This is a genomic window from Novosphingobium beihaiense (assembly GCF_022832375.1).
In the GTDB taxonomy this organism is placed as follows: Bacteria; Pseudomonadota; Alphaproteobacteria; order Sphingomonadales; family Sphingomonadaceae; genus Novosphingobium; species Novosphingobium beihaiensis.
The window spans coordinates 1-21566 of record NZ_JALHLG010000038.1 but is presented as its reverse complement, the minus strand read 5'-3'; the positions used below and the strand labels follow the sequence as shown (position 1 = coordinate 21566).

Here is a 21566-nt window from a genome sequence, read left to right as displayed (position 1 = left end):
CGCTGAAGCCGCCTTCCCGGTTGCAAAAAGCCGCTCCAAACGTCATGGGGACCGTGGGGCCGCTACGTCGCATGGGGACGCTGCACGATTCGTGCACGCCGTTCTGTGCGCCCGGTGTACCCCGGCAAATGACAGGATGGATTATTATCGATGGGATTTCCTAAGCCCCAAGGCCTTTACGATGCGCGTAACGAACATGACTCCTGCGGTGTGGGCTTTGTCGCCCATATTAAAGGGCAGAAAAGCCATGCAATCATTACCCAGGCCCTGGAAATCCTGAAAAACATCGACCACCGCGGCGCGGTGGGCGCCGACCCGCTGCTGGGTGACGGCGCGGGTATCCTTACCCAGATCCCCGACCAGTTGTTCCGCAAGTGGGCCACGGCCAACGGCGTCGAACTGCCGCAGCCGGGTGACTATGCGGTTGCCATGTGCTTCCTCCCGCAGGATGAGGCCGCGCGCGATTTCGTGGTCGCCAAGTTCGAGAAGTTCATCGCAAAGGAAGGCCAGGTCCTGCTGGGCTGGCGCGACGTGCCCGTCACGCTCGATGGCCTTGGCAAGACCGTCATCGAATCGATGCCGGTGGTGCGCCAGTGCGTCATCGGCCGCGGCGAGAGCTGCGCCGATCAGGACGCGTTCGAGCGCAAGCTGATGGCGATCCGCAAGCAGACGCAGAACCCGCTGGCGGCCATGGCCGAAAAGCACAACCTGCCCGGCCTCACCGAGCTCTATATGCCGAGCTTCTCCAGCCGCACGATCGTCTACAAGGGCCTGCTGCTGGCAACGCAAGTCGGCTCGTTCTACGACGATCTGCGCGATCCGGACTTCGTTTCCGCGCTCGGCCTCGTGCACCAGCGCTTCTCGACCAACACCTTCCCGAGCTGGAAGCTGGCGCACCCCTACCGCTTCATGGCGCACAATGGCGAGATCAACACCGTTCGCGGCAACGTGAACTGGATGAACGCCCGCCGCCGCACTATGGAAAGCGAGCTGCTGGGCGCCGATCTCGACAAGATGTGGCCGCTGATCCCGCACGGCCAGTCGGACACCGCGTGCCTCGACAATGCGCTCGAACTGCTCCTCGCGGGCGGGTACAGCCTGGTCCACGCGATGATGATGCTCATCCCCGAGGCCTGGGCGGGCAATCCGCTGATGGATAGCCATCGCCGCGCCTTCTACGAGTATCACGCCGCGCTGATGGAGCCGTGGGACGGCCCCGCCGCCGTCGCCTTCACCGACGGCCGCCAGATCGGCGCCACGCTGGACCGCAATGGCCTGCGCCCCGCGCGCTTCCTCGTCACCGACGACGACCTGTGCGTCATGGCTTCCGAGAGCGGCGTGCTGCCGATCAAGGAAGACAACATCGTGCGCAAGTGGCGCCTCCAGCCGGGCAGGATGCTCCTGATCGACTTCGAGGAAGGCCGCATCATCGAAGACGAAGAGATCAAGGCCAAGCTCGCCGCGGAAGAGCCCTACGAGAAGTGGCTGGACCGGGCGCAGTACAAGCTCGCCGATCTCGACGTGATCGAGCCTGAGCTGGCCGAACTGCCCGCGCCCAACGGCACGCTGCTCGACCGGCAGCAGGCCTTCGGCTACACGCAGGAAGACACGCTGCGCTTCCTCGAACCGATGGCGATGAATGCCGACGATCCGCTGGGATCGATGGGCACGGACACGCCGATCCCGGTGCTGTCGAACAAGTCGCGCCTGCTCTACGACTACTTCAAGCAGAACTTCGCGCAGGTCACCAACCCGCCGATCGACCCGATCCGCGAGGAACTGGTGATGAGCCTGGTCTCGATGATCGGCCCGCGCCCGAACCTGCTCGGCCATGACGCGGGCACGCACAAGCGCCTCGAAGTCAGCCAGCCGATCCTCACCGACAAGGGTCTGGCCAAGATCCGCTCGGTCGAAGCCGCGCTCGACGGCGCCTTCCGCACCGAGACGATCGACATGACCTGGGATGCCGAATCCGGCGCCGAAGGTCTGGAAATGGCGATCAAGGAAATGTGCTGGGCCGCCACCGAAGCGGTGCTGGCGGACAAGAACATCCTGATCCTGTCCGACCGCGCGCAGGGCCCGGATCGCATCCCGATGCCTGCATTGCTGGCGACGGCGGCGGTGCACCATCATCTGGTGCGTCAAGGCCTGCGCATGCAGACCGGCCTTGTCGTCGAAACCGGCGAGGCGCGCGAAGTCCAGCACTTCTGCGCGCTGGCGGGTTATGGCGCCGAAGCCATCAACCCCTACCTCGCGTTCGAGACGATCGAGGAAATCCGCGTCCGCAAGAACTTCCCGATCACCGCCGAGGAAGCCGCGAAGAACTACGTCTATGCCGTCGGCAAGGGCATCCGCAAGGTCATGTCCAAGATGGGCATCTCGACTTACCAGTCCTACTGCGGCGCGCAGATCTTCGACGCGGTCGGCCTGTCGAGCGCTTTCGTGGAGAAGTACTTCACCGGCACCGCCACCACGATCGAGGGTGCCGGCCTGCTGGAGATCGCGGAAGAGACCGTGCGCCGCCATGCCGCGGCCTATGGCGACAACCCGATCTACGCCAACATGCTCGACGTGGGCGGCATCTACGGCTCGCGCGTGCGGGGCGAGGAACACGCCTGGACCAGCACCAACATCGGCATGCTCCAGCACGCCGTGCGCGGCAACGTTCCTGAAAAGTACAAGGAATTCGCGGCCACCATCAACGACCAGTCGGCCCGGATGCTCACCATCCGCGGGCTGATGGAATTTGTGCCTGCCGCCGAGCCCATCGATATCGGCGAAGTCGAACCGGCGAGCGAAATCGTCAAGCGCTTCGCCACCGGCGCGATGAGCTATGGCTCGATCAGCTGGGAAGCGCACACCACGCTGGCGGCCGCGATGAACACCATCGGCGGCAAGTCGAACACCGGCGAAGGCGGCGAGGATCCGAAGCGCTTCCAGCCGATGCCCGACGGGCGCAATCTGCGCTCGGCGATCAAGCAGGTCGCCTCGGGCCGCTTCGGCGTGACCACCGAGTACCTCGTCAATGCCGACGATATCCAGATCAAGATGGCGCAGGGCGCGAAGCCCGGCGAGGGCGGCCAGCTGCCCGGCCACAAGGTCGACAAGATCATCGGCAAGACTCGTCACTCGACCCCGGGCGTCGGCCTGATCTCGCCGCCGCCGCACCACGACATCTACTCGATCGAGGATCTCGCGCAGCTCATTCACGATCTCAAGAACGTGAACCCGGGCAGCCGCGTTTCGGTCAAGCTGGTGTCCGAAGTGGGCGTGGGCACGGTCGCTGCGGGCGTTTCCAAGGCGCGCGCCGATCACGTGACGATCTCCGGCTACGAAGGCGGCACCGGCGCTTCGCCGCTGACCTCGCTCACCCACGCCGGTTCGCCCTGGGAAATCGGCCTTGCCGAAACCCAGCAGACGCTGCTGCTCAACAACTTGCGCAGCCGCATCTGCGTGCAGGCCGACGGCGGCCTGCGCACGGGCCGTGACGTCGCCGTCGCCGCGCTGCTCGGCGCCGACGAGTTCGGCTTCGCCACCGCGCCGCTGATCGCGGCGGGCTGCATCATGATGCGCAAGTGCCACCTCAACACCTGCCCGGTCGGCGTTGCGACGCAGGATCCGGTGCTGCGCGCGCGCTTCACCGGCCAGCCCGAGCACGTGATCAACTACTTCTTCTTCGTCGCCGAGGAACTGCGCGCGATCATGGCCGAACTGGGCTTCCGCACGGTCGCCGAAATGGTTGGCCGGGTCGACAAGCTCAACATGAAGCAGGCGATTTCGCACTGGAAGGCCAAGGGCGTCGATCTTTCGAAGATCCTCTACCAGGCCCCGCTCGGCGACAGCCCCTCGCTCAACTGGAGCGGGACGCAGGACCACGGCCTTGAAAACGCGCTCGACAACGCCCTGATCGAAGCTTCGGCCGAAGCGCTCGAAAAGGGCGCGGCGGTGCGCATCGAAAAGCCGATCATCAACGTCAACCGCACGGTCGGCGCGATGCTCTCGGGCGAAGTGGCCAAGCGCTATGGCCATGAAGGCCTGCCCGACAACACGATCTACGTCACGCTGACCGGCGTGGCGGGCCAGAGCTTCGGCGCCTGGCTTGCCCACGGCGTCACGCTCGACCTCACTGGCGATGCCAACGACTATGTCGGCAAGGGCCTGTCGGGCGGCCGCGTGATCGTGCGCCAGCCCGGCCATGTGAACCGCGATCCGCTGTCGAACATCATCGTCGGCAACACCGTGCTCTACGGCGCGATTTCCGGCGAGGCGTTCTTCAACGGCGTCGGCGGCGAGCGTTTCGCGGTCCGCAACTCGGGCGCGATCACGGTGGTCGAAGGCTGCGGCGATCACGGCTGCGAGTACATGACCGGCGGCGTGGTGATGGTGCTCGGCAAGACCGGCCGCAACTTCGCGGCGGGCATGTCGGGCGGTGTCGCCTACGTCTTCGACGAGGACGGCCAGTTCGACAAGCTGTGCAACCACGCGATGGTCGACCTTATCAAGGTTTCGCCCGAAGCCGACGAAGACGAAGGCACCGGCCGTCCGCAGCAGCGGACCGTCAGCGTCAACGACCTCGGCATGGGCGATATGCTGCGGCACGATGCCGAACGCATCCGCGTGCTGCTGGAACGCCACCACCTGCACACCGGCTCCAAGCGGGCCCGGGCGCTGCTCGACAACTGGAGCGATACCGTCTCCAAGTTCGTCAAGGTGATGCCGCGCGACTATGCGAAGGCGCTCAAGCAGATGGAAGCCGAGCGGCTCGAAGCCGCTTCCGTGGCAGCAGAATAAGATCAGGAATCAGAACAAGATGGGCAAGGAAACCGGCTTCCTCGAACTGGACCGCAAGGACCGTACTTACGGTCCGATCGACGAACGGCTGAAGAGCTATAAGGAATTCATCGTTCCGCTTCCGGCCGGGGCGCTCAAGGATCAGGCGTCGCGCTGCATGAACTGCGGCGTGCCGCACTGCCACACGGGCTGCCCGGTCAACAACATCATTCCGGACTGGAACCACCTGGTTTACGAGGACGACTTCCGCAACGCGCTGGAAGTGCTTCACTCGACCAACAACTTTCCGGAATTCACCGGCCGCATCTGCCCCGCCCCGTGCGAGGCGGCCTGCACCCTGAATATCATCGACCAGCCTGTGACGATCAAGTCGATCGAATGCGCGATCGTCGACAAGGGCTGGGCCGAAGGCTGGATCACGCCGAAGATTCCGGCGAAGAAGACCGGCAAGTCGGTCGCGGTCGTGGGATCGGGCCCGGCGGGCCTCGCCTGCGCGCAGCAGCTCGCCCGTGCCGGTCACTCGGTGACGGTGTTCGAAAAGAACGACCGCCTTGGCGGGCTGATGCGCTACGGCATTCCCGACTTCAAGATGGAAAAACACCTCATCAACCGCCGCGCGGCGCAGATGGAAGCCGAAGGCGTGCTGTTCAAGACCTCGGTCGAAGTGGGCGTTTCGGTCTCGGTGAACTCGCTGAAGGAAAACTACGACGCGGTGGTTTTCGCGGGCGGCGCCGAAAATGCCCGCCGCCTCGACATTCCGGGCGCCGAGCTGCCGGGCGTGCGTCTGGCGATGGAATTCCTGACGCAGCAGAACAAGCGCAACGCGGGCGACGACGAACTGCGCGCCGCCCCGCGCGGTTCGCTGACCGCCACCGGCAAGCACGTCATCGTCATCGGCGGCGGCGATACCGGGTCGGACTGCGTGGGCACGTCCAACCGCCAGGGCGCCGCTTCGGTGACCCAGCTCGAAATCATGCCCAAGCCGCCCGAGCATGAGAACAAGGCGATGTCCTGGCCGTTCTGGCCGCTCAAGCTGCGCACCTCGACAAGCCACGAGGAAGGCTGCGAACGCGACTGGGCCGTGCTGACCAAGCGCGTCGTCGGCGACAACGACGTGAAGGGCCTCGAATGCGTCCGCGTCGAGTGGAAAGACGGCAAGATGCATGAGGTCGAAGGCAGCGAGTTCACGCTGCAGGCCGACCTCATCCTGCTCGCGATGGGCTTCACTGGCCCGCGCAAGGCCGGGATGCTCGACCAGTCGGGCGTGGATCTCGACGCACGCGGCAACGTCAAGGCCGATACCGTGCAGTATCAGACCAGCGACGAGAAGATCTGGTCCTGCGGCGACATGCGCCGCGGCCAGTCGCTGGTCGTCTGGGCGATCCGCGAAGGCCGCCAGTGCGCCCGCGCACTGGACGAAGTGCTGATGGGCGCAAGCGAACTGCCGCGCTAACCGCCTTTATTGGCATTAAAATATTGAAACAGGGAAGCGCCCCGAAAGGGGCCCTTCCCTGTTTTCTTTCGGCAAATCCGCAACCTGCTAAAAACTGCTCAAATCACCTATTCCCGGCATCAGGTATTTCCCGCTATTTCGTGATGGAATGGGATTTACTACCCGAGAACTATCGCCGTCCCTGCTCTTTGGAATGAATCCGGCAGGACAGCACGTACATGATCAAACACCAGACACGAATCGGCAGCCGCGTCCTCAGTGCGCTTGTGCTGCTGGCCATGCTGGCGACGGCCTTCGTCATCATCGAGATCCGCTTCGGCGGCCCGATCCAGCGCAAGCATGCGCTCAACGACGAAATGCTGGCCGACATTCTGCCGCCCCCCGCCTTTGTCGTCGAACCCTATCTGGAAGCCTCGCTGGCTGCTGCCAACCCGGAAACGGGCCAGGCCGATCTGGAACGCATTCACGAGATCCAGACGGAGTTCAACCAGCGCAAGGCCTATTGGGCAAGCGCCCCGGTGCCGGAAGAAATGCGGGCACAGCTGAACAGCACCATCGCCGTCGCCGACGAATTCTTCGCCGCGATCGATTCGCAGCTTGCCCCCGCCATCGCCAGCGGCAGCCGTGACCGCATCGATACCGTCCTCAACCGCGATCTGACGCCGCTTTACCAGCGCCAGCGCGAGGAAGTGATCAAGCTTGTCGGTCTTTCGCGCACTTTCAACCAGCGGGAAATGGCCAGTGACAACCGCATGGTGGCGATCCTCCTGGGCTTCAGCGCCATGGCCGCACTGATCGTCGCCGGATCGATTCAGGCCGCGACCGTGTTTATCCGCCGGCGCATCGTCACCCCGCTCGATGAAGCCAGCCACACGATCGAAAGCCTGGCCTCGGGCGATTATCAGGTTTCGGTAGACGGCCTTTCCCGTCAGGACGAGTTCGGCGCGATGGCCCGCGCCATGGAAGTGTTCCGCGAAGCCGGAATGGCGCGCGAGGAAGCCCGGGTAAACCAGAAACGCGTTGTCGATGTCCTCTCGATCGGGCTCGACAAGCTCGCGTCCAAGGATCTGGAGTACTGCATCGACGACGAATTCCCCGAAGGCTACGAAGCGCTGCGGCGGAATTATAATGCCGCGCTCGAATCCTTCGCCAAGGCCATGGGCACCGTCCGCGCCGGGACATCGAGCGTGATGAGCTCGATCTCGGAAATCCGCAGCGCCGCCGACGATCTCGCCCAGCGCAACGAACGGCAAGCGGCAAGCCTTGAGGAAACCGCCGCGGCCATGCGGCAAGTGACCGGCCGGGTAAACGAATCCGCAGCCAGCACGGCCAGGGCGGAGGAAACCATCAGCCATGCGCAGTCCCATGCCGGTGAAGGCGGCGAAGTGGTGCGCCGCGCGGTCGAAGCCATGGCGGCGATCGAAAGTTCGGCGCAGGAGATTGCCACTATTGTCGACGTCATCGACGGCATCGCCTTCCAGACGAACCTGCTCGCGCTCAATGCCGGTGTCGAAGCGGCGCGCGCGGGCGATGCCGGCAAGGGCTTCGCGGTCGTGGCCAACGAAGTGCGCGAACTGGCGCAGCGCTCGGCCAATGCCGCGCGGGACATCAAGGAACTCATCACCAAGAGCTCCGGGCAAGTCAGCGCCGGTGTCGGGCTTGTCGGACAGACCGGCGGCAAGTTCGACGAGATCGTCTCCCGGATCGATGCCCTGCACGGGCTGATCACGGACATGGCCGAATCGGCGCGCCAGCAAGCGGGCGATCTGCAGCAGGTGAGCAATGCCGTGGACGACATGGACCGGATGACCCAGCAGAACGCCGCGATGGTGGAGGAAACCACGGCCGCCACGCGCAGCCTGGAAACCGAAGCTTCTGCGCTCACCCGCATGATGTCGGCATTCCGGACTCGCTTGAGGCAATCCCGGCCCGATATCGCAGGGGATACCAATGCCCTGCGGCGCACATCGATTGCAGGCGAAGCCGTGGGCGCCCCGGCGATGCTGGGAGCCGCCGCCTGAATCCGGCGCTTGACGGCAGCCTCCATCGCCGCGAGATTTCCGGGCGTTACGGAGAGGAACGCCCATGCTGCTTGAAATTGCTGAAATCGAAACCCGTCCCGGTGCCGAGGACGAATTTGCCGCCGCGATGCGGCAAACCGGTGTCCCGCACCTGGCCGCCTGCAAAGGCGTCATTTCTGTGCGGTTCGGGCGCGGCGTGGAGAACCCTTCGAAGTTCACATTCAACGTCGTGTGGACATCGGTGGAGGCCCACATGAGCGCCCGGGATCTCGATGATTTCGGCAAGTTCCGCGCCGCGATGGGCGATCTGACCGTGAGCGGCGTGATGAGCCACTATGTCATGGACGCCCTGATCCCCGGCGCTTCGGCCTGACCGCCACCATTACCAGTCAATCGGCTCGCGCCCGTGGGCCTTCAGGAATTCATTGGCGCGGCTGAAATGGCGGCACCCGAAAAAGCCCGAGTGGGCGGAAAGCGGGCTGGGATGCGGTGCAGTCAGCACCAGATGATGGCTGTTCGCAAGGCCCGGCACCCGCTCGGCCTTTTTGCGCGCGTGGCTGCCCCATAGCAGGAACACGCAAGGCTCGGCCTTGTCAGCAGCCGCAGCCACGGCCGCATCGGTAATCGCTTCCCAGCCCCGTTTCTGGTGCGATCCCGCCTGCCCCTGCTGCACGGTCAGCGAATTGTTGAGCAGCAGCACGCCCTGCCGCGCCCAGTGCTCCAGATTGCCGTGGCCGGGCGGAGACACGCCGCAATCGCTGGCCAGTTCCTTGTAGATGTTCACCAGAGAGGGCGGCACTTTCACCCCCTCGGGCACGGAAAAGGCCAGTCCATGCGCCTGCCCAGGCCCGTGATAAGGGTCCTGCCCAAGGATCACGACCTTCACATTGTCGAGCGGCGTCAGCTCCAGCGCGCGCAGGCGGCTGCCGCGCGGGGGAAAGATGTTTTTCCCAGCGGCTTCCTCGGCCTTGAGCCATCCGCCCAGCCTGCGGGCTTCCGGCGTGGCGAGAACACCGCCCAGCGCCGGTTGCCAGCTTGGCGGAACGGCCTGCGCGCTTTCTGTTGCCGTCATGCCCCAGCCTCCTGAAATTCCCGGCGCCCATTGCGAAACACCAGACCAGTCCCTAAGCATTTTCGCACTATGGCTGTCTATCTCCACGAAGAAGATCTCCCCGAAGGCGTCCTGGCGCCCGGGCCCGTCGCCGTCGATACCGAGACCATGGGGCTGATCACCCCGCGCGACCGCCTTTGCGTGGTGCAGATCTCCGACGGGCAGGGCGACGAGCATCTGGTGCGCTTCGCACCGGGCAGCGCCTATGACGCGCCGAATCTCAAAGCGGTTCTGGCCGATCCGGCCCGGCTCAAGCTCTATCATTTCGCGCGCTTCGATCTTGCCGCGATCGAGCATTACATGGGCGTGATGGCCGAACCGGTGTTCTGCACCAAGATCGCCAGCAAGCTGGTGCGCACTTATACCGACCGCCACGGCCTCAAGGATCTGGTGCGCGAACTGCTCGGCAAGGAAGTGTCCAAGCAGCAGCAGTCGAGCGACTGGGGCGCTCCCGTGCTCACCGACGCGCAGAAGGACTATGCTGCGTCCGACGTGCGCCATCTGCACGCGATGCACACGATCCTGGTCGAACGCCTTGCCCGCGAGAACCGCACCGAAATTGCGCAGGCCTGCTTCGATTTCCTGCCCGCCCGTGCCCGGCTCGACCTGGCAGGCTGGCCCGATCACGATATTTTCAGCCACCAATCCGCCTGATACCCGGAGCCTGACCGGCCATGTCGATGGAAGCCATCCAGATCCGCAATCGCCGCCGGCATTTCGCCGCGCCCGGCGGTTCGCATGACCGGCTTGTCGCCTTCCTGGCCAAGGCGCTGCCGGCGGCCATCGGTCTGGTCGCGGCGGTGATGATCCTGATTCCGCTATCACCGCGCGGCGAGATCAGCTTCCTTCTCGACCGCAACAAGGTCGCCGTCACCAGCCAGCGCATCAAGCTGGAAGACGCAGCCTACAAAGGGCAGGACAATCGCGGCCGGGACTTCGTGGTGACGGCCGGGACCGCCGTGCAGAAATCCGCCTCCGTGCCGATTGTCGAAATGCTCGACCTGTCAGCGAAAATGGCACTGAACGACGGGCCCGCGCGGATCGATGCCCCGCGCGGTGCGTACAATTACGACACGGAAAATATCGATATCTCCGGGCCCGTGCAGTTTTCCGCGCCCGATGGCTACCGTATGACGACGAGCAATGTCGACATCGACGTCAAACAGAAGCTGGCAACCGCGACCGGCGGTGTAAAGGGCTCTGTGCCCACGGGCACGTTTCAGGCCAGTTCGATGAAAGCCGATCTGGAAAACCGCACGGTCACTCTGGAAGGCAATGCCCGGCTGCGGATGACGCCCGGCAAGTTGAGGATACCCCAATGACGCTTCGCCGCCCGCGCCTGATGGCCTTCCGCCCGATATCCTTGCGCACCGCCGCTGTTACCGTGGCGCTGGGCGGCGCCGTTCTGGCCGCTGCCCCGCAACTGGGCGCGCAGGTCTTCCCTGGCCATGACAGCAATGCCCCGGTCGACTACGCGGCCAATCATATCGAACTGCAGGACAAGCAGGACCGCGTCGTCCTTTCCGGCGATGTCGATGTGCGCCAGGGCGACCTGCAACTGCGCGCGGCTCGCACCGTGGTCAATTTCACGAACCAGGACTCGATGCAGATCCAGCGCATCACGGCCAGCGGCGGCGTGGTGGTGACTCGCGGCAGCGAACGCGCCACCGGCGATGTCGGCATCTACGACTTCAACAAGAAGATCATCACCATGTCGGGCAACGCCACGCTCAAGCGCGGCAATGGCGATACCCTGCGCGGCGGGCGCTTCGTGATCGATCTCAACAGCGGTGTATCCTCGGCATCGGGCGGCCGCGTCTCGGGCACGTTCACGGTTCCCAAGCAGAACTGACCGCCTTCCGTCTCTAGCAGGAGACGGAAGGCGGTCAGAATGCGCGCTCGTGGACCAGAACCCGCAGCGTCAGGAAAATGATCTGAAGATCACGCATGATCGTCCAGCCTTCAAGGTATTCGAGATCGGACTGCAGGCGGTTCAGCAGGTCCGATTCGTGATCTGTGGCTCCGCGATACCCCCGCACTTGCGCAAGACCGCTCAGGCCAGGCTTGAGGCCGTGGCGCTGCCAGTACCGCATGTCCACTTCCCAGAACAGCTTTTCGCCCGCCAGCGAACCCGTAGCGTGCGGACGCGGTCCGACCAGGCTCATGTCTCCCAGCAGAACATTGAAGAGCTGCGGCAATTCGTCGATGCTGGTATGCCGGATGAATTTGCCGATCCGGGTGATGCGCTGGTCATCTTTCGACGCCGACTGGTTCCCATCCCTGTCACACAGAGCGTGCGTCATCGACCGGAATTTGTACATATTGAAGAAGCGGTTACCGCGGCCCATCCGCTTTTGCATGAAGAACACCGGTCCGCCATCCTGCAGCTTGACCGTCAGCGCCACTGTGATCAGCAACGGAGACAGGGCGACGATCGCCAAACCTGCCAAAGTAAGGTCAAAGATACGCTTGATAGCGCGGTCCCGCAGCCCCAGCGGGCCTGCGGAGACCAGCAGCAGGCCATGCTTGCCCACCACCCGGGCCCCTTGGGCACCGAGCCGGGCGACCTCGTCGTCGAGCACTTCGCCATCGACATTCGCCCCCTTGAGCATCATGGCCCATTCGGCGCGGCGGCTGGCAGGGCAGCTCACGATAACGCGATCGATATTGCGCAGCACCAGCCCCAGCCGGTCGAGCGCGTGCGGGTCGTTGAGATCGGCCCGCAACCCCATGGCTGCCGCCGAAACGCGAATAGCCCCCGGCAGTGCCAACTGCGGGCCGCCATCGTCGATGAGCAGTTCGTTCATGACATTGGCTCCGCAACGCCATGTCACAAAACTGCGCAATTGCAGACGGGTCCAGGCAATGGCCAGCATGGCCGCGACGGCACCTCCGTTGAAAATCGAGCGCGAGACATCCGCCTCAGGCTGAATTAGAAACTGCACGAAAACAACGACGGCCATGGCAATAACCATCGCAACCATCGCCCGGAATATTCCAATCCAACCGTCGCGCAGGGAAGCAATCGAATAGGACCCGTTGTAGAGCGCCAGCGTCAAATAGATCGGCAGAATCAGCTGGGCATGCACCAACGAGTCAGAAAACCCGGAACTACCGACGAACAGATAGCCGATGGCCCCAAAACCGGCGCAAACAGACAGGATGTCACCTAGGACGAGAGCCAGGTAGCATTGCAGCCGACGCTTCTCCCGCGAAGGAGCAACCAGAAGCGCATCAGCTTCCGCAGTCTCCGCCGATAGCGGGCGCACCGCAAGCGGTGCGTTCATCGGTCCAGCACTCCCTGTTCCCATTACCCAGTCTTCAGCCCCCACCAGACACCCGCAGCAATGCCCCTTAGGGCGTTACATTAGGTTCCAGCGTTTGAAAACGAAACCGGAAATGACAAAAAGCGTTATCTGTCAAACCGTTCTGTTTATCGGCTATTTGGCGCCAAGACATGCGATCCGCGTAATCTTCGTCAGTCCTTCTGCCAATAGCAGTTCCGAGTCGTGGCTGTTCGCCAGCAGGGACTGATGCAAGGACACAAGGCCCGCAACGAGCCGTTCCAGTCTAGGGCCGCGCCAGATCCTGAGCTGCGCGCCCAGGGCGGGCTGGTCTTTCCAGAAGATCCGGCGCGCTCCCGCTTCCGCCTTCAGGAAGCCGGAAACGTCGGGATTGCGGCCTAGCCGGGCGTTGAGTGCGGCCAGCTGGGCCGCGCGGCGCTCGAAAGCCAGCAGGAGGCCGACAGGGTTCAGCCCCAGTTCGCGCATTCGCTTGAGTTCGGGCCCGATCGCCTCGCGCCGGCCGCCAAGCGCGGCGTCGACCAGCGGCGTGAAATCGTCATCCTCAGTCTGAGCGCCGACCGCGTCGAGATCCGCCCCTGAAACGGGACGCGGCGTTTCCGGCATGGCATCGAGATAGAGCGCCAGCTTGGCCACTTCGGAGCGGGCGATCCGCGTATCGAGCCCCGATGCACGCGCGATCCGCTCGGCGATCTCGCTGCCCATCTTGAGCCCGGCCGCATTGGCCATCGTGCGCACCGAGGCCGTGACCGAACCGAGATCGGGCGGATAGAACATGGCCACAAGACCATCGCTCCGGCTGGCCAGCAGCTTGGCCGTGCGCGATTTATCGGTCGCGCCGGTGGCAACGATCAGAACCGGGCAGGCCTCCACGGCATTTTCGAGCAGGGTCTGCACGGCGTCGTGCACCTCATCCCCCTGCGCCCGCACCCAAATGTGCCGCGTGCCGCCAAACAGCGAATTCGAACGGGCCTCGTCCCCCAGCCGCACCGGGTCCTTGCGCAAGTCCGAGCCTGCCAGTTCGACACGTTCGCCCGGGTCCCGCAGCAGTGAGACAATCTTTGCCGCCGCATCGGTGGCGCCCGCCTCATCGGGGCCGCAGAAGAAGAACACGCGGGCCTGCTCGGCCGCCCGCCCCGCCATGCCGGCGAAGTCCTTTTGCGTCGCCTTCACCGGCCCTTACCCATGATCTTACTGGGCCGTATTGCCACGCAGGCGCAGCGCGACGCTAGTGACAATGCGCCCGGCGACATCCTTGGAGAGATTTTCCAGCGCGGTCTGTTCGGCTGCAATCGTCGCATAGTCCGACGAAACGACGTCGATCCCCGCATCGGCCCCGGCCGTCGCATCGAGCACCACTTCGCCGCTCGCCATGTCGACAAGCTGATAGCGCGCGCGCAGCGTGCGGCGTTCGCGGCCGATGGTATCGTCCGAAAGCAGGGCGAAGCCTTCCAGCTTGTCGTCCAGACGCACATCGAGCCGGTACTTCGGCGATACGCCCGCCTTGCCCGAGCCGAGCTGATCGACCAGTGCATTGCGCACCAGCCAGCCCGCCTTGCCCTCGATCGCGGAGACCTGCACATCGGCCAGCCCGCGCGCCACGGTGCCGCTGCCGCCGCCCGCATACATCGGCTGCAGCCCGCAGCCTGAAAGTGCGGGCGCAGCCAGCATCAGGGCTGCGGCAAAGGCGCGCAGCCTCTTCACGCGACGAGATTCACCAGACGGTCGGGCACGACGATCACCTTGCGGATTTCTGCTCCATCAAGGGCACGCTGCACCTTCTCGCTGGCGAGGGCAAGCGCCTCCAGCTCTTCTTTCGCGGTGCCCTTGGCGACCGTCAGTGTGTCGCGCAGCTTGCCTTTTACCTGCACGGCAATGGTCACTTCGTCCTCGACCAGCAACGCCGGATCGACTTCAGGCCACACGGCATGGGCAACGAGGCCTTCGCCGAATTCCGCGTAAGCCTCTTCGGCAAGGTGCGGCATCATAGGCGAAACCAGCAGCAAGAGCTTGCGGATCGCGACCGAACGGCTGGCCGAAGGCTTTGCCTTCTCGATCACGCCGGTCAGTTCGTAGATGCGCGCCACGGCCTTGTTGAAGCCGAGCGATTCGATGTCTTCGGCAACGGCGGCCACGGTCTGGTGGACCTTGCGGTCGACCGCCTTGTCCTCGCCTTCGGCCGCCGCGTCGTGCTGGGCGAAGAGGCGCCACAGGCGCTGGACAAAGCGCGCACAGCCCTCGATGCCGGATTCGGACCAGGGCAGGTCGCGCTCGGGCGGGCTGTCGGAGAGCATGAACCAGCGGATCGCGTCGGCGCCGTATGTCGCGACGATCTCGTCCGGATCGACCACGTTCTTCTTCGACTTCGACATCTTGATGACTTTGCCGACCGTGACCGGCTGGCCATCTTCCTTCAGCGTCGCGCCGTCGGCTGTACGCTCGATCTCGGCGGGGCCGAAGTAGATCTCGCGCCCATCTTCCTTGCGCGAATAGACCTCGTGCGTGACCATGCCCTGCGTGAACAGGCTGCCGAATGGCTCCTTCACTTCGATCTTGCCGATGCGGGCCAGCGCGCGGGTCCAGAAGCGGGCGTAGAGCAAGTGCAGGATCGCATGCTCGATGCCGCCGATATACTGCTCGACCGGCAGCCACTCGGCGATCTTCGCGGGATCGAAAGGCCGGTCGTCCGGCTGGCTGGCGAAGCGCAGGAAGTACCACGACGAATCGACGAAAGTATCGAGTGTGTCGGTCTCACGCCGCGCGGGCTTGCCGCACTGCGGGCAATCGACATGCTTCCAGGTGGCATGGCGCGCCAGCGGGTTGCCCGGCGTCTTGAAATCGACGTCCTCGGGCAGCGTGACCGGAAGCTGCTTCTTGGGCACCGGCACGACGCCGCAGACTTCGCAGTGGATGAATGGGATCGGCGTGCCCCAGTAGCGCTGGCGGCTCACGCCCCAGTCGCGCAGGCGCCATACCGTCTTGCCCTCGCCCCAGCCTTCGCTTTCGGCGCGGGCGATGACGGCGGCCTTGGCGTCGGCCACGGCCATGCCGTCGAGGAAGTCCGAATGGACGAGCAGGCCGTCGCCCGCCTCGGCCTCACCGGCGAAGGGCTTGTCCGCCTCGTCCGCGTTCGCCGCGACCACGCGCAGGATCGGCAGGCCGTACTTGGTGGCGAACTCGAAGTCGCGCTGGTCGTGGCCGGGGACCGCCATGACCGCGCCCGTGCCGTAGTCCATCAGCACGAAGTTGGCGATGTAGACCGGCAGTTCGGCCCCGGTGAAGGGGTGCACGACGCGCAGACCCGTACCGAAACCCAGCTTCTCCGCCGTTTCCAGCTCGGCCGCCGTAGTGCCGCCACGCTTGCATTCCTCGATGAAGACCTGCGCTTCGGGCGACGTGGCCGCCACTTGCTGGGCCACCGGATGTTCGGCGGCGACAGCCACGAAGCTGGCGCCGAAGATCGTGTCCGGCCGGGTCGAATAGACCTCGATTTCCGAATCGAAATTGGCGGGCTTGAAGCGGAACTGCAGACCCTGGCTCTTGCCGATCCAGTTTTCCTGCATGGTCCGGACCTTTTCCGGCCACTTGTCGAGCGTGGAGAGCCCTTCGAGCAGTTCGTCGGCAAAGTCGGTGATCTTGAGGAACCACTGGGAGAGCTTGCGCTTCTCCACCAGCGCGCCCGAGCGCCAGCCGCGCCCGTCGATCACCTGCTCGTTGGCGAGCACGGTTTGGTCGACCGGATCCCAGTTCACCGCCGATTCCTTGCGGTAGACGAGCCCCGCCTCATAGAGATCGATGAACAGCGACTGTTCCTGGCCGTAATATTCGGGCTCGCAGGTCGCCAGTTCGCGGCTCCAGTCGAGCGCAAAACCGAGGCGCTTCAACTGCGCCTTCATGTTGGCGATGTTGTCGCGCGTCCAGCCGCCGGGGTGCACGCCCTTTTCCATGGCGGCGTTTTCGGCGGGCATGCCGAACGCGTCCCAGCCCATCGGGTGCAGCACTTCGAAACCGCGCATGCGCTTGTAGCGCGCCAGCACGTCGCCCATCGTGTAATTGCGCACGTGGCCGATGTGGATGCGCCCCGAAGGATAAGGGAACATCTCCAGGACGTAGCTGCGCGGCTTCGCGCTGCTGTCATCCGCCTTGAAGCACTGCGCCTCGTCCCACGCGGCCTGCCAGCGGGTATCCGCCTGAGCCGGATCGAACCGCTCATTCATGTCAGTCTAGTCTCCTGCGGGCCTGAACACCCGCGAACCAAAATTGCAGATCAGCCGCTGATCGAATCGCGGCGCAGATCGCGTGCACGGGTCAGGATAATGTCTTCCAGCTTCTGCACCGTGGCCGCCTGCACTGGCGCGGGCACCCAGCCGCCATCCTTGGCCACTTCGCGCACCGCCGTGACTTTCAGCGCATCGGCGCGCAGATCCTTGTCGAGAATCAGGACGGAGACTTTCACCCGTTCGCCCGGATCCTTGGGATTGATATACCAGTCGGTGACGATGACACCGCCTGCGCTGTCGGACTGGAGCAGCGGCATGAACGAAAGCGAATCGAGGCTGGCGCGCCACAGGTAGCTGTTCACACCGATCGTAGTGACCTGCGACGGAGCCAGCACGGCGCCGGTCTGCTTCCTGCCGCCACCACAGCCGGCCAGGGCGAGCGCGGCCGCGGCACAAGCCGCCGTTGCGGCCAGCGAGCGCGCGGTGAAAAAGCCGGTATCGGTGCTGCCTGTCATTGTTGTTCCCAGTTCCTGATCTTAGCTGGCGGAACCGGGATACCGGAACCTGCCGTTCTTCGCCTCTATAACCGCCACTGCCCATGCGGCAAGTGTGCGTTCCTCGGCCTTGCCGCCTAAACCATCGCTGAACACCGCCCGCGCCCCACTTCCCCAAGGCGATCAGGCTGTGTTAAGGCTGCCTGAGCATACAAGCGGGCTGGCCGGTTCCGCTGCCAGTATGGCAACGGGCGGTGCGGCACGGAAGGCACGACAGGGCAACTTCAACAAGTCTGCATGATGGGCTCGAAACCTCAGACTGCGCCGGGAAGCGGCATGAAAGCTGGCATGATGCTGGCCGGCTGTGTCGGCGTGCTCGCCCTGCCCAGTGCCGTCATGGCCTTTTCCGCCACGTTTTCTTCCCGCTCCCGCCCCGCTGCGGGAATCGGCGCTTTGAGCCCGGAAGCCTCGCCGGAAAACCTGTCGCGCGTCATTGCCATGCGCTCGCTCGCCAAGGGAGAGCTCTTCCCCTTCACGCCCGCGGGCACCCCCAACCGCACCGAAAGGGCGGTAACGGTCGCGGTGCGCGTCGATCCGCAGGCCGCCAAAGTGATCATCGTGCATGGCACGACCGAAAAGGCGCAGGCCGCCAGCGAGCCAGGGAACGTGCGCATCGCGCAGGCCGCGTTCAATCTGGGTACGTCGCGCGGCTATCAGAATTTCGCGCAGCCCCTCGCCCCCCCGGCCGCGAACAAACCGGGGGCCGAGATGCCCGATCTCAAGAAATTCAGCCTGCAGCCGGGAAGCGAAACGCGGACAGGCGCCAACCCGCGCTTCAGCACCCGCCTCTCGATCGACGAAAAGCGCGCGCCCGGCCGGGCCCCGCGCACATTCGCTGGAGACGCCGGGGAAGTGGATCTGAGCGGCGCCTATCGCGTGACCGACCACATCGACGTGACGGCGGGCGTGCGCTATTCGCAGGACCGCGAACGCCTGCTGCCACTTACCGACGGGCGGCAGGACAGCCAGGCCGTTTACGTAGGCACCCAGTTCCGCTTCTGATCCGTTCCGTTTCTGATTTCGGCAATCGGCCTTGCACGAAAAGCAATTCCAATTGCATCTAACAGCTATCGAACAACGCCCTGCCGCCCTTGCTCAATTACTTGGTATTTCCTAGCACTGCGCCTGGTGGATGCACACTAAGCGAAAGGCTTGATATGGCACGCGTTGCAATTGTTACAGGCGGGACCAGAGGTATCGGGGAAGCCATCTCGCTGGCACTGAAAGACAGGGGCCACACGGTCGTTGCCAACTATGCGGGCAATGACGAGAAGGCCAAGGCCTTCAGCGATACGACCGGCATTCCGGCCTACAAATGGGATGTGGGCGACCACGAAGCCACGATTGACGGCTGCGCCCGGGTTGCCGAAGAGGTCGGCCCGGTCGACATCGTCGTCAACAATGCCGGCATTACCCGGGACGGCGTGCTGCACAAGATGAGCTTCGAAGACTGGAACGAGGTGATGCGCATCAACCTCGGCGGGTGCTTCAACACGGCCAAGGCCTGCTTTCCCGGCATGCGCGAACGCGGCTGGGGGCGTATCGTCAACATCGGTTCGATCAATGGCCAGGCCGGCCAGTACGGCCAGGTGAACTACGCCGCGGCCAAGTCCGGCATTCACGGCTTCACCAAAGCACTGGCCCAGGAAGGCGCCAAGTACGGCGTGACCGTGAACGCCATCGCGCCGGGCTACATCGATACCGACATGGTGGCGGCGGTGCCTGCCCCGGTGCTGGAAAAGATCGTCGCGAAGATTCCGGTTGGCCGTCTCGGCCACGCTTACGAAATCGCCCGCGGCGTCGCCTTCCTGTGCTCGGAAAATGCCGCGTTCGTCACCGGATCGACCATGAGCATCAACGGCGGCCAGCACATGTACTGAACGGGAAACGGGCGGACCGGGGGCTTTCACGGCCACGGCCCGCCCATTCCCCGAACGGCAGCAAAACCGCGGCCGCAAGACGATTTTCTGCGGTCAATGGCTGTTGATATGCTAAGAGTACTCAACTACTCCCAATCAATGTCAAGTTAACCATTACTTGTCATCACTCCAGAGATGGACAAGGCGGCAGATCTGTTCAAACGCATAGCCCACTCCGCATCCCTCAAGGCTGCGTTGATTGGTGCGACAGGGTATTTCCTGCTGGCCGCCGCCACAATCCGCCTGACCAGCGACGGCCGCAATCACGCGACGGTATGGCCCGCCGATGCCATGATCCTGGCCTTGCTGCTGGCCTCTCCCCGGCAACGCTGGCCCGCAATCATTCTGGCCGGATGGGCCGGTAACTTCGTTGCCAACGGCGCCACGCGCGGCTGGATGGCCGGGCTGCTCCTGTACGGCGCGATCAACATGGCGCAGACCGTCATGGCCGCTGTGCTGCTGCAGCGCTCGGACTCCGGGAACGAGCTGCTGGCCAACACCCGCTCCTCGCTGCATTTCCTGCTCTCGGCAGGCATCCTGGCACCCGCCCTTGGCGCCCTTCTGGGTTCGCTGGCATCGCTGGCGAACTATGGCGAGCCCTTGGGCCCGTCCTTCCTGCGCTGGTACGCCAGCAACGCGCTGGGTCTGCTGATCGTCACGCCGTTCCTCAAGAGCCTGCTCGATGGCGGCTATCTGCGTTGCTACACGGAGCGGAACTGGCTCGAACGGGCCGAGGCTCTGGGACTGCATGCCACGCATATCGCGCTGACCGCCGCCGTGTTCAGCCAGAACACGATGCCGCTGCTGTTCCTGCCGATCTGCTCGCTGCTCCTGCTGTCCTTCCGGCTGGGCAGGCTGGGCACGCAGGCAGGCGTCATTATCATTGCGCTGATCGGCGGAATCTCGGCCTTCCGCGGCCTGGGTCCGATCACCCTGATGCATCAGGCCCCGGAATTCGATGCGTTCTTCTTCCAGATCTATCTGGCCATCCTGCTGTGCACAGCGCTGCCCGTGGCTGCCACCGTCTCGGCCAATACCGAGGCCCTGACCAAGCTGGCCGAACGGGAAGAAGCGCTGCACCTGATCATGAGCAATTCCCCCGACGGCATCATCAGTCTCGATCGCGGGGGCATCTGCCGCTGGGCCGATGGCCGGATCGAGGATTATCTGGGTGTCGAACCCGCGGACCTGCTTGGCAAGCCCTTGGGCGAAATTGCCGGGCGAACCGGCGTCCGGTTCCCGATCCTGCCCGGCCCGGCGGACGGGCAGGAGCAAACGACCGCCGAATTCACCCCCAAACTGCGCCCGGACATCACCCTCGAAGCTTCGGCCGGGATCGTCGAACACGAAGGCGTCCGGCTGGGAACCATCGTCACGCTGCGCGACGTTTCGGCCCGCAAGGCCCGGGAAGTGGCGATATCGAAAATGGCGGAGACCGACGATCTGACCGGCGCGCTCAACCGCAAGGGCTTCCGGCAACGCTTCGACGAAGCGGTCAAGGACGTCACCCGGCCAGTATCGCTGGCCCTGATCGACGTGGACCATTTCAAGTCCATCAACGACACCTTCGGCCACGCTATCGGCGACGCCGTGCTGCAGGAAGTTGTCGCGCGCATCAAGGCGAACACCCGCAGCACCGACATCGTCGGACGCCTGGGCGGCGACGAGTTCGCCATCGTGTTCGACGGGGACATTTCCATCGCCAAGGCCGCCTGCGAACGCCTGACGGATTCCTTCCGGCTCACGCCCGTCTTCGAACAGCGCAACATTCACCTCAACGCTTCCATCAGTTGCGGCGTGGCCGAACTGCACCCCAGCATGTCGCGGGGCCAGTTCTTCGACGCGGCCGACCTGGCGCTGTACAATGCCAAGCACCAAGGCCGCGGCTGCGTGCGCGCGGCGGCCTGACGCCGCCCGGGAAAGCGTGATGACGCCGCTCTACCATCCGCCAGTCAAACGCTCGGTCGAAATCGCCGGGCACAAGACATCGATCAGCCTCGAACCCGTGTTCTGGGACATGCTGAAAACGGCGGCGGTTCGCGAAGGGGTTCCCGTCAACGCGCTGGTGGCGCGTATCGATGCGGAGCGGCTGGAAGCATCTCCTCCCCCCGGCCTCGCCAGCGCCGTCAGGGTGTGGCTGGCGGCGCAGTCCTAGAGTTTTTCTGATTCAGATTGAGGCATATCCTGCTCCGCTG

At 64.4% G+C, this 21566-nt stretch carries 17 protein-coding genes; 11 read left to right on the top strand and 6 right to left on the bottom strand.

Annotated elements, in window-relative coordinates; all coding sequences use genetic code 11:
* Positions 1-150 precede the first annotated feature (150 nt).
* From gltB to MTR66_RS17270, 4 genes are all read left to right on the top strand, one after another.
* Positions 151-4791 (top strand): glutamate synthase large subunit, encoded by a 4641-nt coding sequence (gltB, locus tag MTR66_RS17290; protein ID WP_243923339.1) that lies wholly within the window; start codon positions 151-153, stop codon positions 4789-4791.
* A 19-nt stretch (positions 4792-4810) separates the two neighbouring features.
* The gene (locus tag MTR66_RS17285; protein WP_243923337.1) at positions 4811-6244 is read left to right on the top strand and encodes a glutamate synthase subunit beta; all 1434 of its coding nucleotides are present in this window, start codon (positions 4811-4813) and stop codon (positions 6242-6244) included.
* Positions 6245-6462: 218 nt separating this feature from the next.
* The gene (locus tag MTR66_RS21395; protein ID WP_327194523.1) at positions 6463-8265 is read left to right on the top strand and encodes a methyl-accepting chemotaxis protein; all 1803 of its coding nucleotides are present in this window, start codon (positions 6463-6465) and stop codon (positions 8263-8265) included.
* A 64-nt stretch (positions 8266-8329) separates the two neighbouring features.
* Positions 8330-8638: a putative quinol monooxygenase gene (locus MTR66_RS17270; RefSeq protein ID WP_243923335.1), complete on the top strand. Its 309-nt coding sequence runs from the start codon at positions 8330-8332 to the stop codon at positions 8636-8638.
* A 9-nt stretch (positions 8639-8647) separates the two neighbouring features.
* Here the strand turns inward: MTR66_RS17270 and ung are convergent, their stop codons facing one another.
* Positions 8648-9337 (bottom strand): uracil-DNA glycosylase, encoded by a 690-nt coding sequence (gene ung, locus MTR66_RS17265; RefSeq protein ID WP_243923333.1) that lies wholly within the window; start codon positions 9335-9337, stop codon positions 8648-8650.
* Positions 9338-9406: 69 nt separating this feature from the next.
* Here ung and MTR66_RS17260 point away from each other — a divergent pair, with 69 nt between their 5' ends.
* Genes MTR66_RS17260 through MTR66_RS17250 form a run of 3 tightly spaced genes read left to right on the top strand, consistent with a single transcriptional unit; the run spans position 9407 to position 11228 of the window.
* Complete coding sequence (locus MTR66_RS17260) at positions 9407-10030, top strand: ribonuclease D (RefSeq protein ID WP_243923331.1); 624 nt, start codon at positions 9407-9409, stop codon at positions 10028-10030.
* Between the two features lie 20 nt (positions 10031-10050).
* Positions 10051-10698 (top strand): LPS export ABC transporter periplasmic protein LptC, encoded by a 648-nt coding sequence (lptC, locus tag MTR66_RS17255; protein ID WP_243923329.1) that lies wholly within the window; start codon positions 10051-10053, stop codon positions 10696-10698.
* The gene (locus MTR66_RS17250; protein WP_243923326.1) at positions 10695-11228 is read left to right on the top strand and encodes an LptA/OstA family protein; all 534 of its coding nucleotides are present in this window, start codon (positions 10695-10697) and stop codon (positions 11226-11228) included. The genes lptC and MTR66_RS17250 overlap by 4 nt, the downstream gene beginning before the upstream one ends.
* Before the next feature lie 34 nt (positions 11229-11262).
* Here the strand turns inward: MTR66_RS17250 and MTR66_RS17245 are convergent, their stop codons facing one another.
* From MTR66_RS17245 to MTR66_RS17225, 5 genes are all read right to left on the bottom strand, one after another.
* Positions 11263-12663, bottom strand: a complete 1401-nt coding sequence (locus MTR66_RS17245; RefSeq protein ID WP_243923325.1) for a sugar transferase — start codon at positions 12661-12663, stop codon at positions 11263-11265.
* Between the two features lie 153 nt (positions 12664-12816).
* Positions 12817-13851: a DNA polymerase III subunit delta gene (gene holA / locus MTR66_RS17240; RefSeq protein ID WP_243923324.1), complete on the bottom strand. Its 1035-nt coding sequence runs from the start codon at positions 13849-13851 to the stop codon at positions 12817-12819.
* Positions 13852-13869: 18 nt separating this feature from the next.
* Positions 13870-14349, bottom strand: coding sequence for an LPS assembly lipoprotein LptE (gene lptE / locus MTR66_RS17235; protein ID WP_243923352.1), 480 nt, complete (start codon positions 14347-14349; stop codon positions 13870-13872).
* Between the two features lie 29 nt (positions 14350-14378).
* Complete coding sequence (leuS, locus tag MTR66_RS17230; protein ID WP_243923323.1) at positions 14379-16895, bottom strand: leucine--tRNA ligase; 2517 nt, start codon at positions 16893-16895, stop codon at positions 14379-14381.
* Between the two features lie 50 nt (positions 16896-16945).
* Positions 16946-17413 carry a DUF3576 domain-containing protein gene (locus MTR66_RS17225; RefSeq protein ID WP_243923322.1) on the bottom strand — a complete coding sequence of 156 codons (468 nt, stop codon included), beginning with the start codon at positions 17411-17413 and terminating at the stop codon, positions 16946-16948.
* 315 nt (positions 17414-17728) lie between these two features.
* Between MTR66_RS17225 and MTR66_RS17220 the strand changes: the two genes are divergently transcribed.
* From MTR66_RS17220 to MTR66_RS17205, 4 genes are all read left to right on the top strand, one after another.
* On the top strand, positions 17729-18454 hold the full coding sequence (locus MTR66_RS17220; RefSeq protein ID WP_243923321.1) for a hypothetical protein: 726 nt from the start codon (positions 17729-17731) through the stop codon (positions 18452-18454).
* 155 nt (positions 18455-18609) lie between these two features.
* Complete coding sequence (phbB, locus tag MTR66_RS17215) at positions 18610-19332, top strand: acetoacetyl-CoA reductase (protein WP_243923319.1); 723 nt, start codon at positions 18610-18612, stop codon at positions 19330-19332.
* Between the two features lie 174 nt (positions 19333-19506).
* Positions 19507-21279, top strand: a complete 1773-nt coding sequence (locus MTR66_RS17210; RefSeq protein WP_243923317.1) for a sensor domain-containing diguanylate cyclase — start codon at positions 19507-19509, stop codon at positions 21277-21279.
* A gap of 19 nt (positions 21280-21298) precedes the next feature.
* Positions 21299-21526: a ribbon-helix-helix domain-containing protein gene (locus MTR66_RS17205; RefSeq protein WP_243923314.1), complete on the top strand. Its 228-nt coding sequence runs from the start codon at positions 21299-21301 to the stop codon at positions 21524-21526.
* Positions 21527-21566: the final 40 nt, after the last annotated feature.

Excerpts from the sequence above, each read along its gene's own strand:
- MTR66_RS17270 (WP_243923335.1), top strand. The coding sequence starts at position 8,330 with ATGCTGCTTGAAATTGCTGAAATCGAAACCCGTCCCGGTGCCGAGGAC.
- ung (WP_243923333.1), bottom strand. The coding sequence starts at position 9,337 with ATGACGGCAACAGAAAGCGCGCAGGCCGTTCCGCCAAGCTGGCAACCG.
- MTR66_RS17225 (WP_243923322.1), bottom strand. The coding sequence starts at position 17,413 with ATGACAGGCAGCACCGATACCGGCTTTTTCACCGCGCGCTCGCTGGCC.
- lptE (WP_243923352.1), bottom strand. The coding sequence starts at position 14,349 with ATGCTGGCTGCGCCCGCACTTTCAGGCTGCGGGCTGCAGCCGATGTAT.
- leuS (WP_243923323.1), bottom strand. The coding sequence starts at position 16,895 with ATGAATGAGCGGTTCGATCCGGCTCAGGCGGATACCCGCTGGCAGGCC.
- gltB (WP_243923339.1), top strand. The coding sequence starts at position 151 with ATGGGATTTCCTAAGCCCCAAGGCCTTTACGATGCGCGTAACGAACAT.
- MTR66_RS17285 (WP_243923337.1), top strand. The coding sequence starts at position 4,811 with ATGGGCAAGGAAACCGGCTTCCTCGAACTGGACCGCAAGGACCGTACT.
- MTR66_RS17220 (WP_243923321.1), top strand. The coding sequence starts at position 17,729 with ATGAAAGCTGGCATGATGCTGGCCGGCTGTGTCGGCGTGCTCGCCCTG.
- MTR66_RS17250 (WP_243923326.1), top strand. The coding sequence starts at position 10,695 with ATGACGCTTCGCCGCCCGCGCCTGATGGCCTTCCGCCCGATATCCTTG.
- MTR66_RS17245 (WP_243923325.1), bottom strand. The coding sequence starts at position 12,663 with ATGAACGCACCGCTTGCGGTGCGCCCGCTATCGGCGGAGACTGCGGAA.
- MTR66_RS17260 (WP_243923331.1), top strand. The coding sequence starts at position 9,407 with ATGGCTGTCTATCTCCACGAAGAAGATCTCCCCGAAGGCGTCCTGGCG.
- MTR66_RS17210 (WP_243923317.1), top strand. The coding sequence starts at position 19,507 with ATGGACAAGGCGGCAGATCTGTTCAAACGCATAGCCCACTCCGCATCC.
- MTR66_RS17205 (WP_243923314.1), top strand. The coding sequence starts at position 21,299 with ATGACGCCGCTCTACCATCCGCCAGTCAAACGCTCGGTCGAAATCGCC.
- phbB (WP_243923319.1), top strand. The coding sequence starts at position 18,610 with ATGGCACGCGTTGCAATTGTTACAGGCGGGACCAGAGGTATCGGGGAA.
- lptC (WP_243923329.1), top strand. The coding sequence starts at position 10,051 with ATGTCGATGGAAGCCATCCAGATCCGCAATCGCCGCCGGCATTTCGCC.
- MTR66_RS21395 (WP_327194523.1), top strand. The coding sequence starts at position 6,463 with ATGATCAAACACCAGACACGAATCGGCAGCCGCGTCCTCAGTGCGCTT.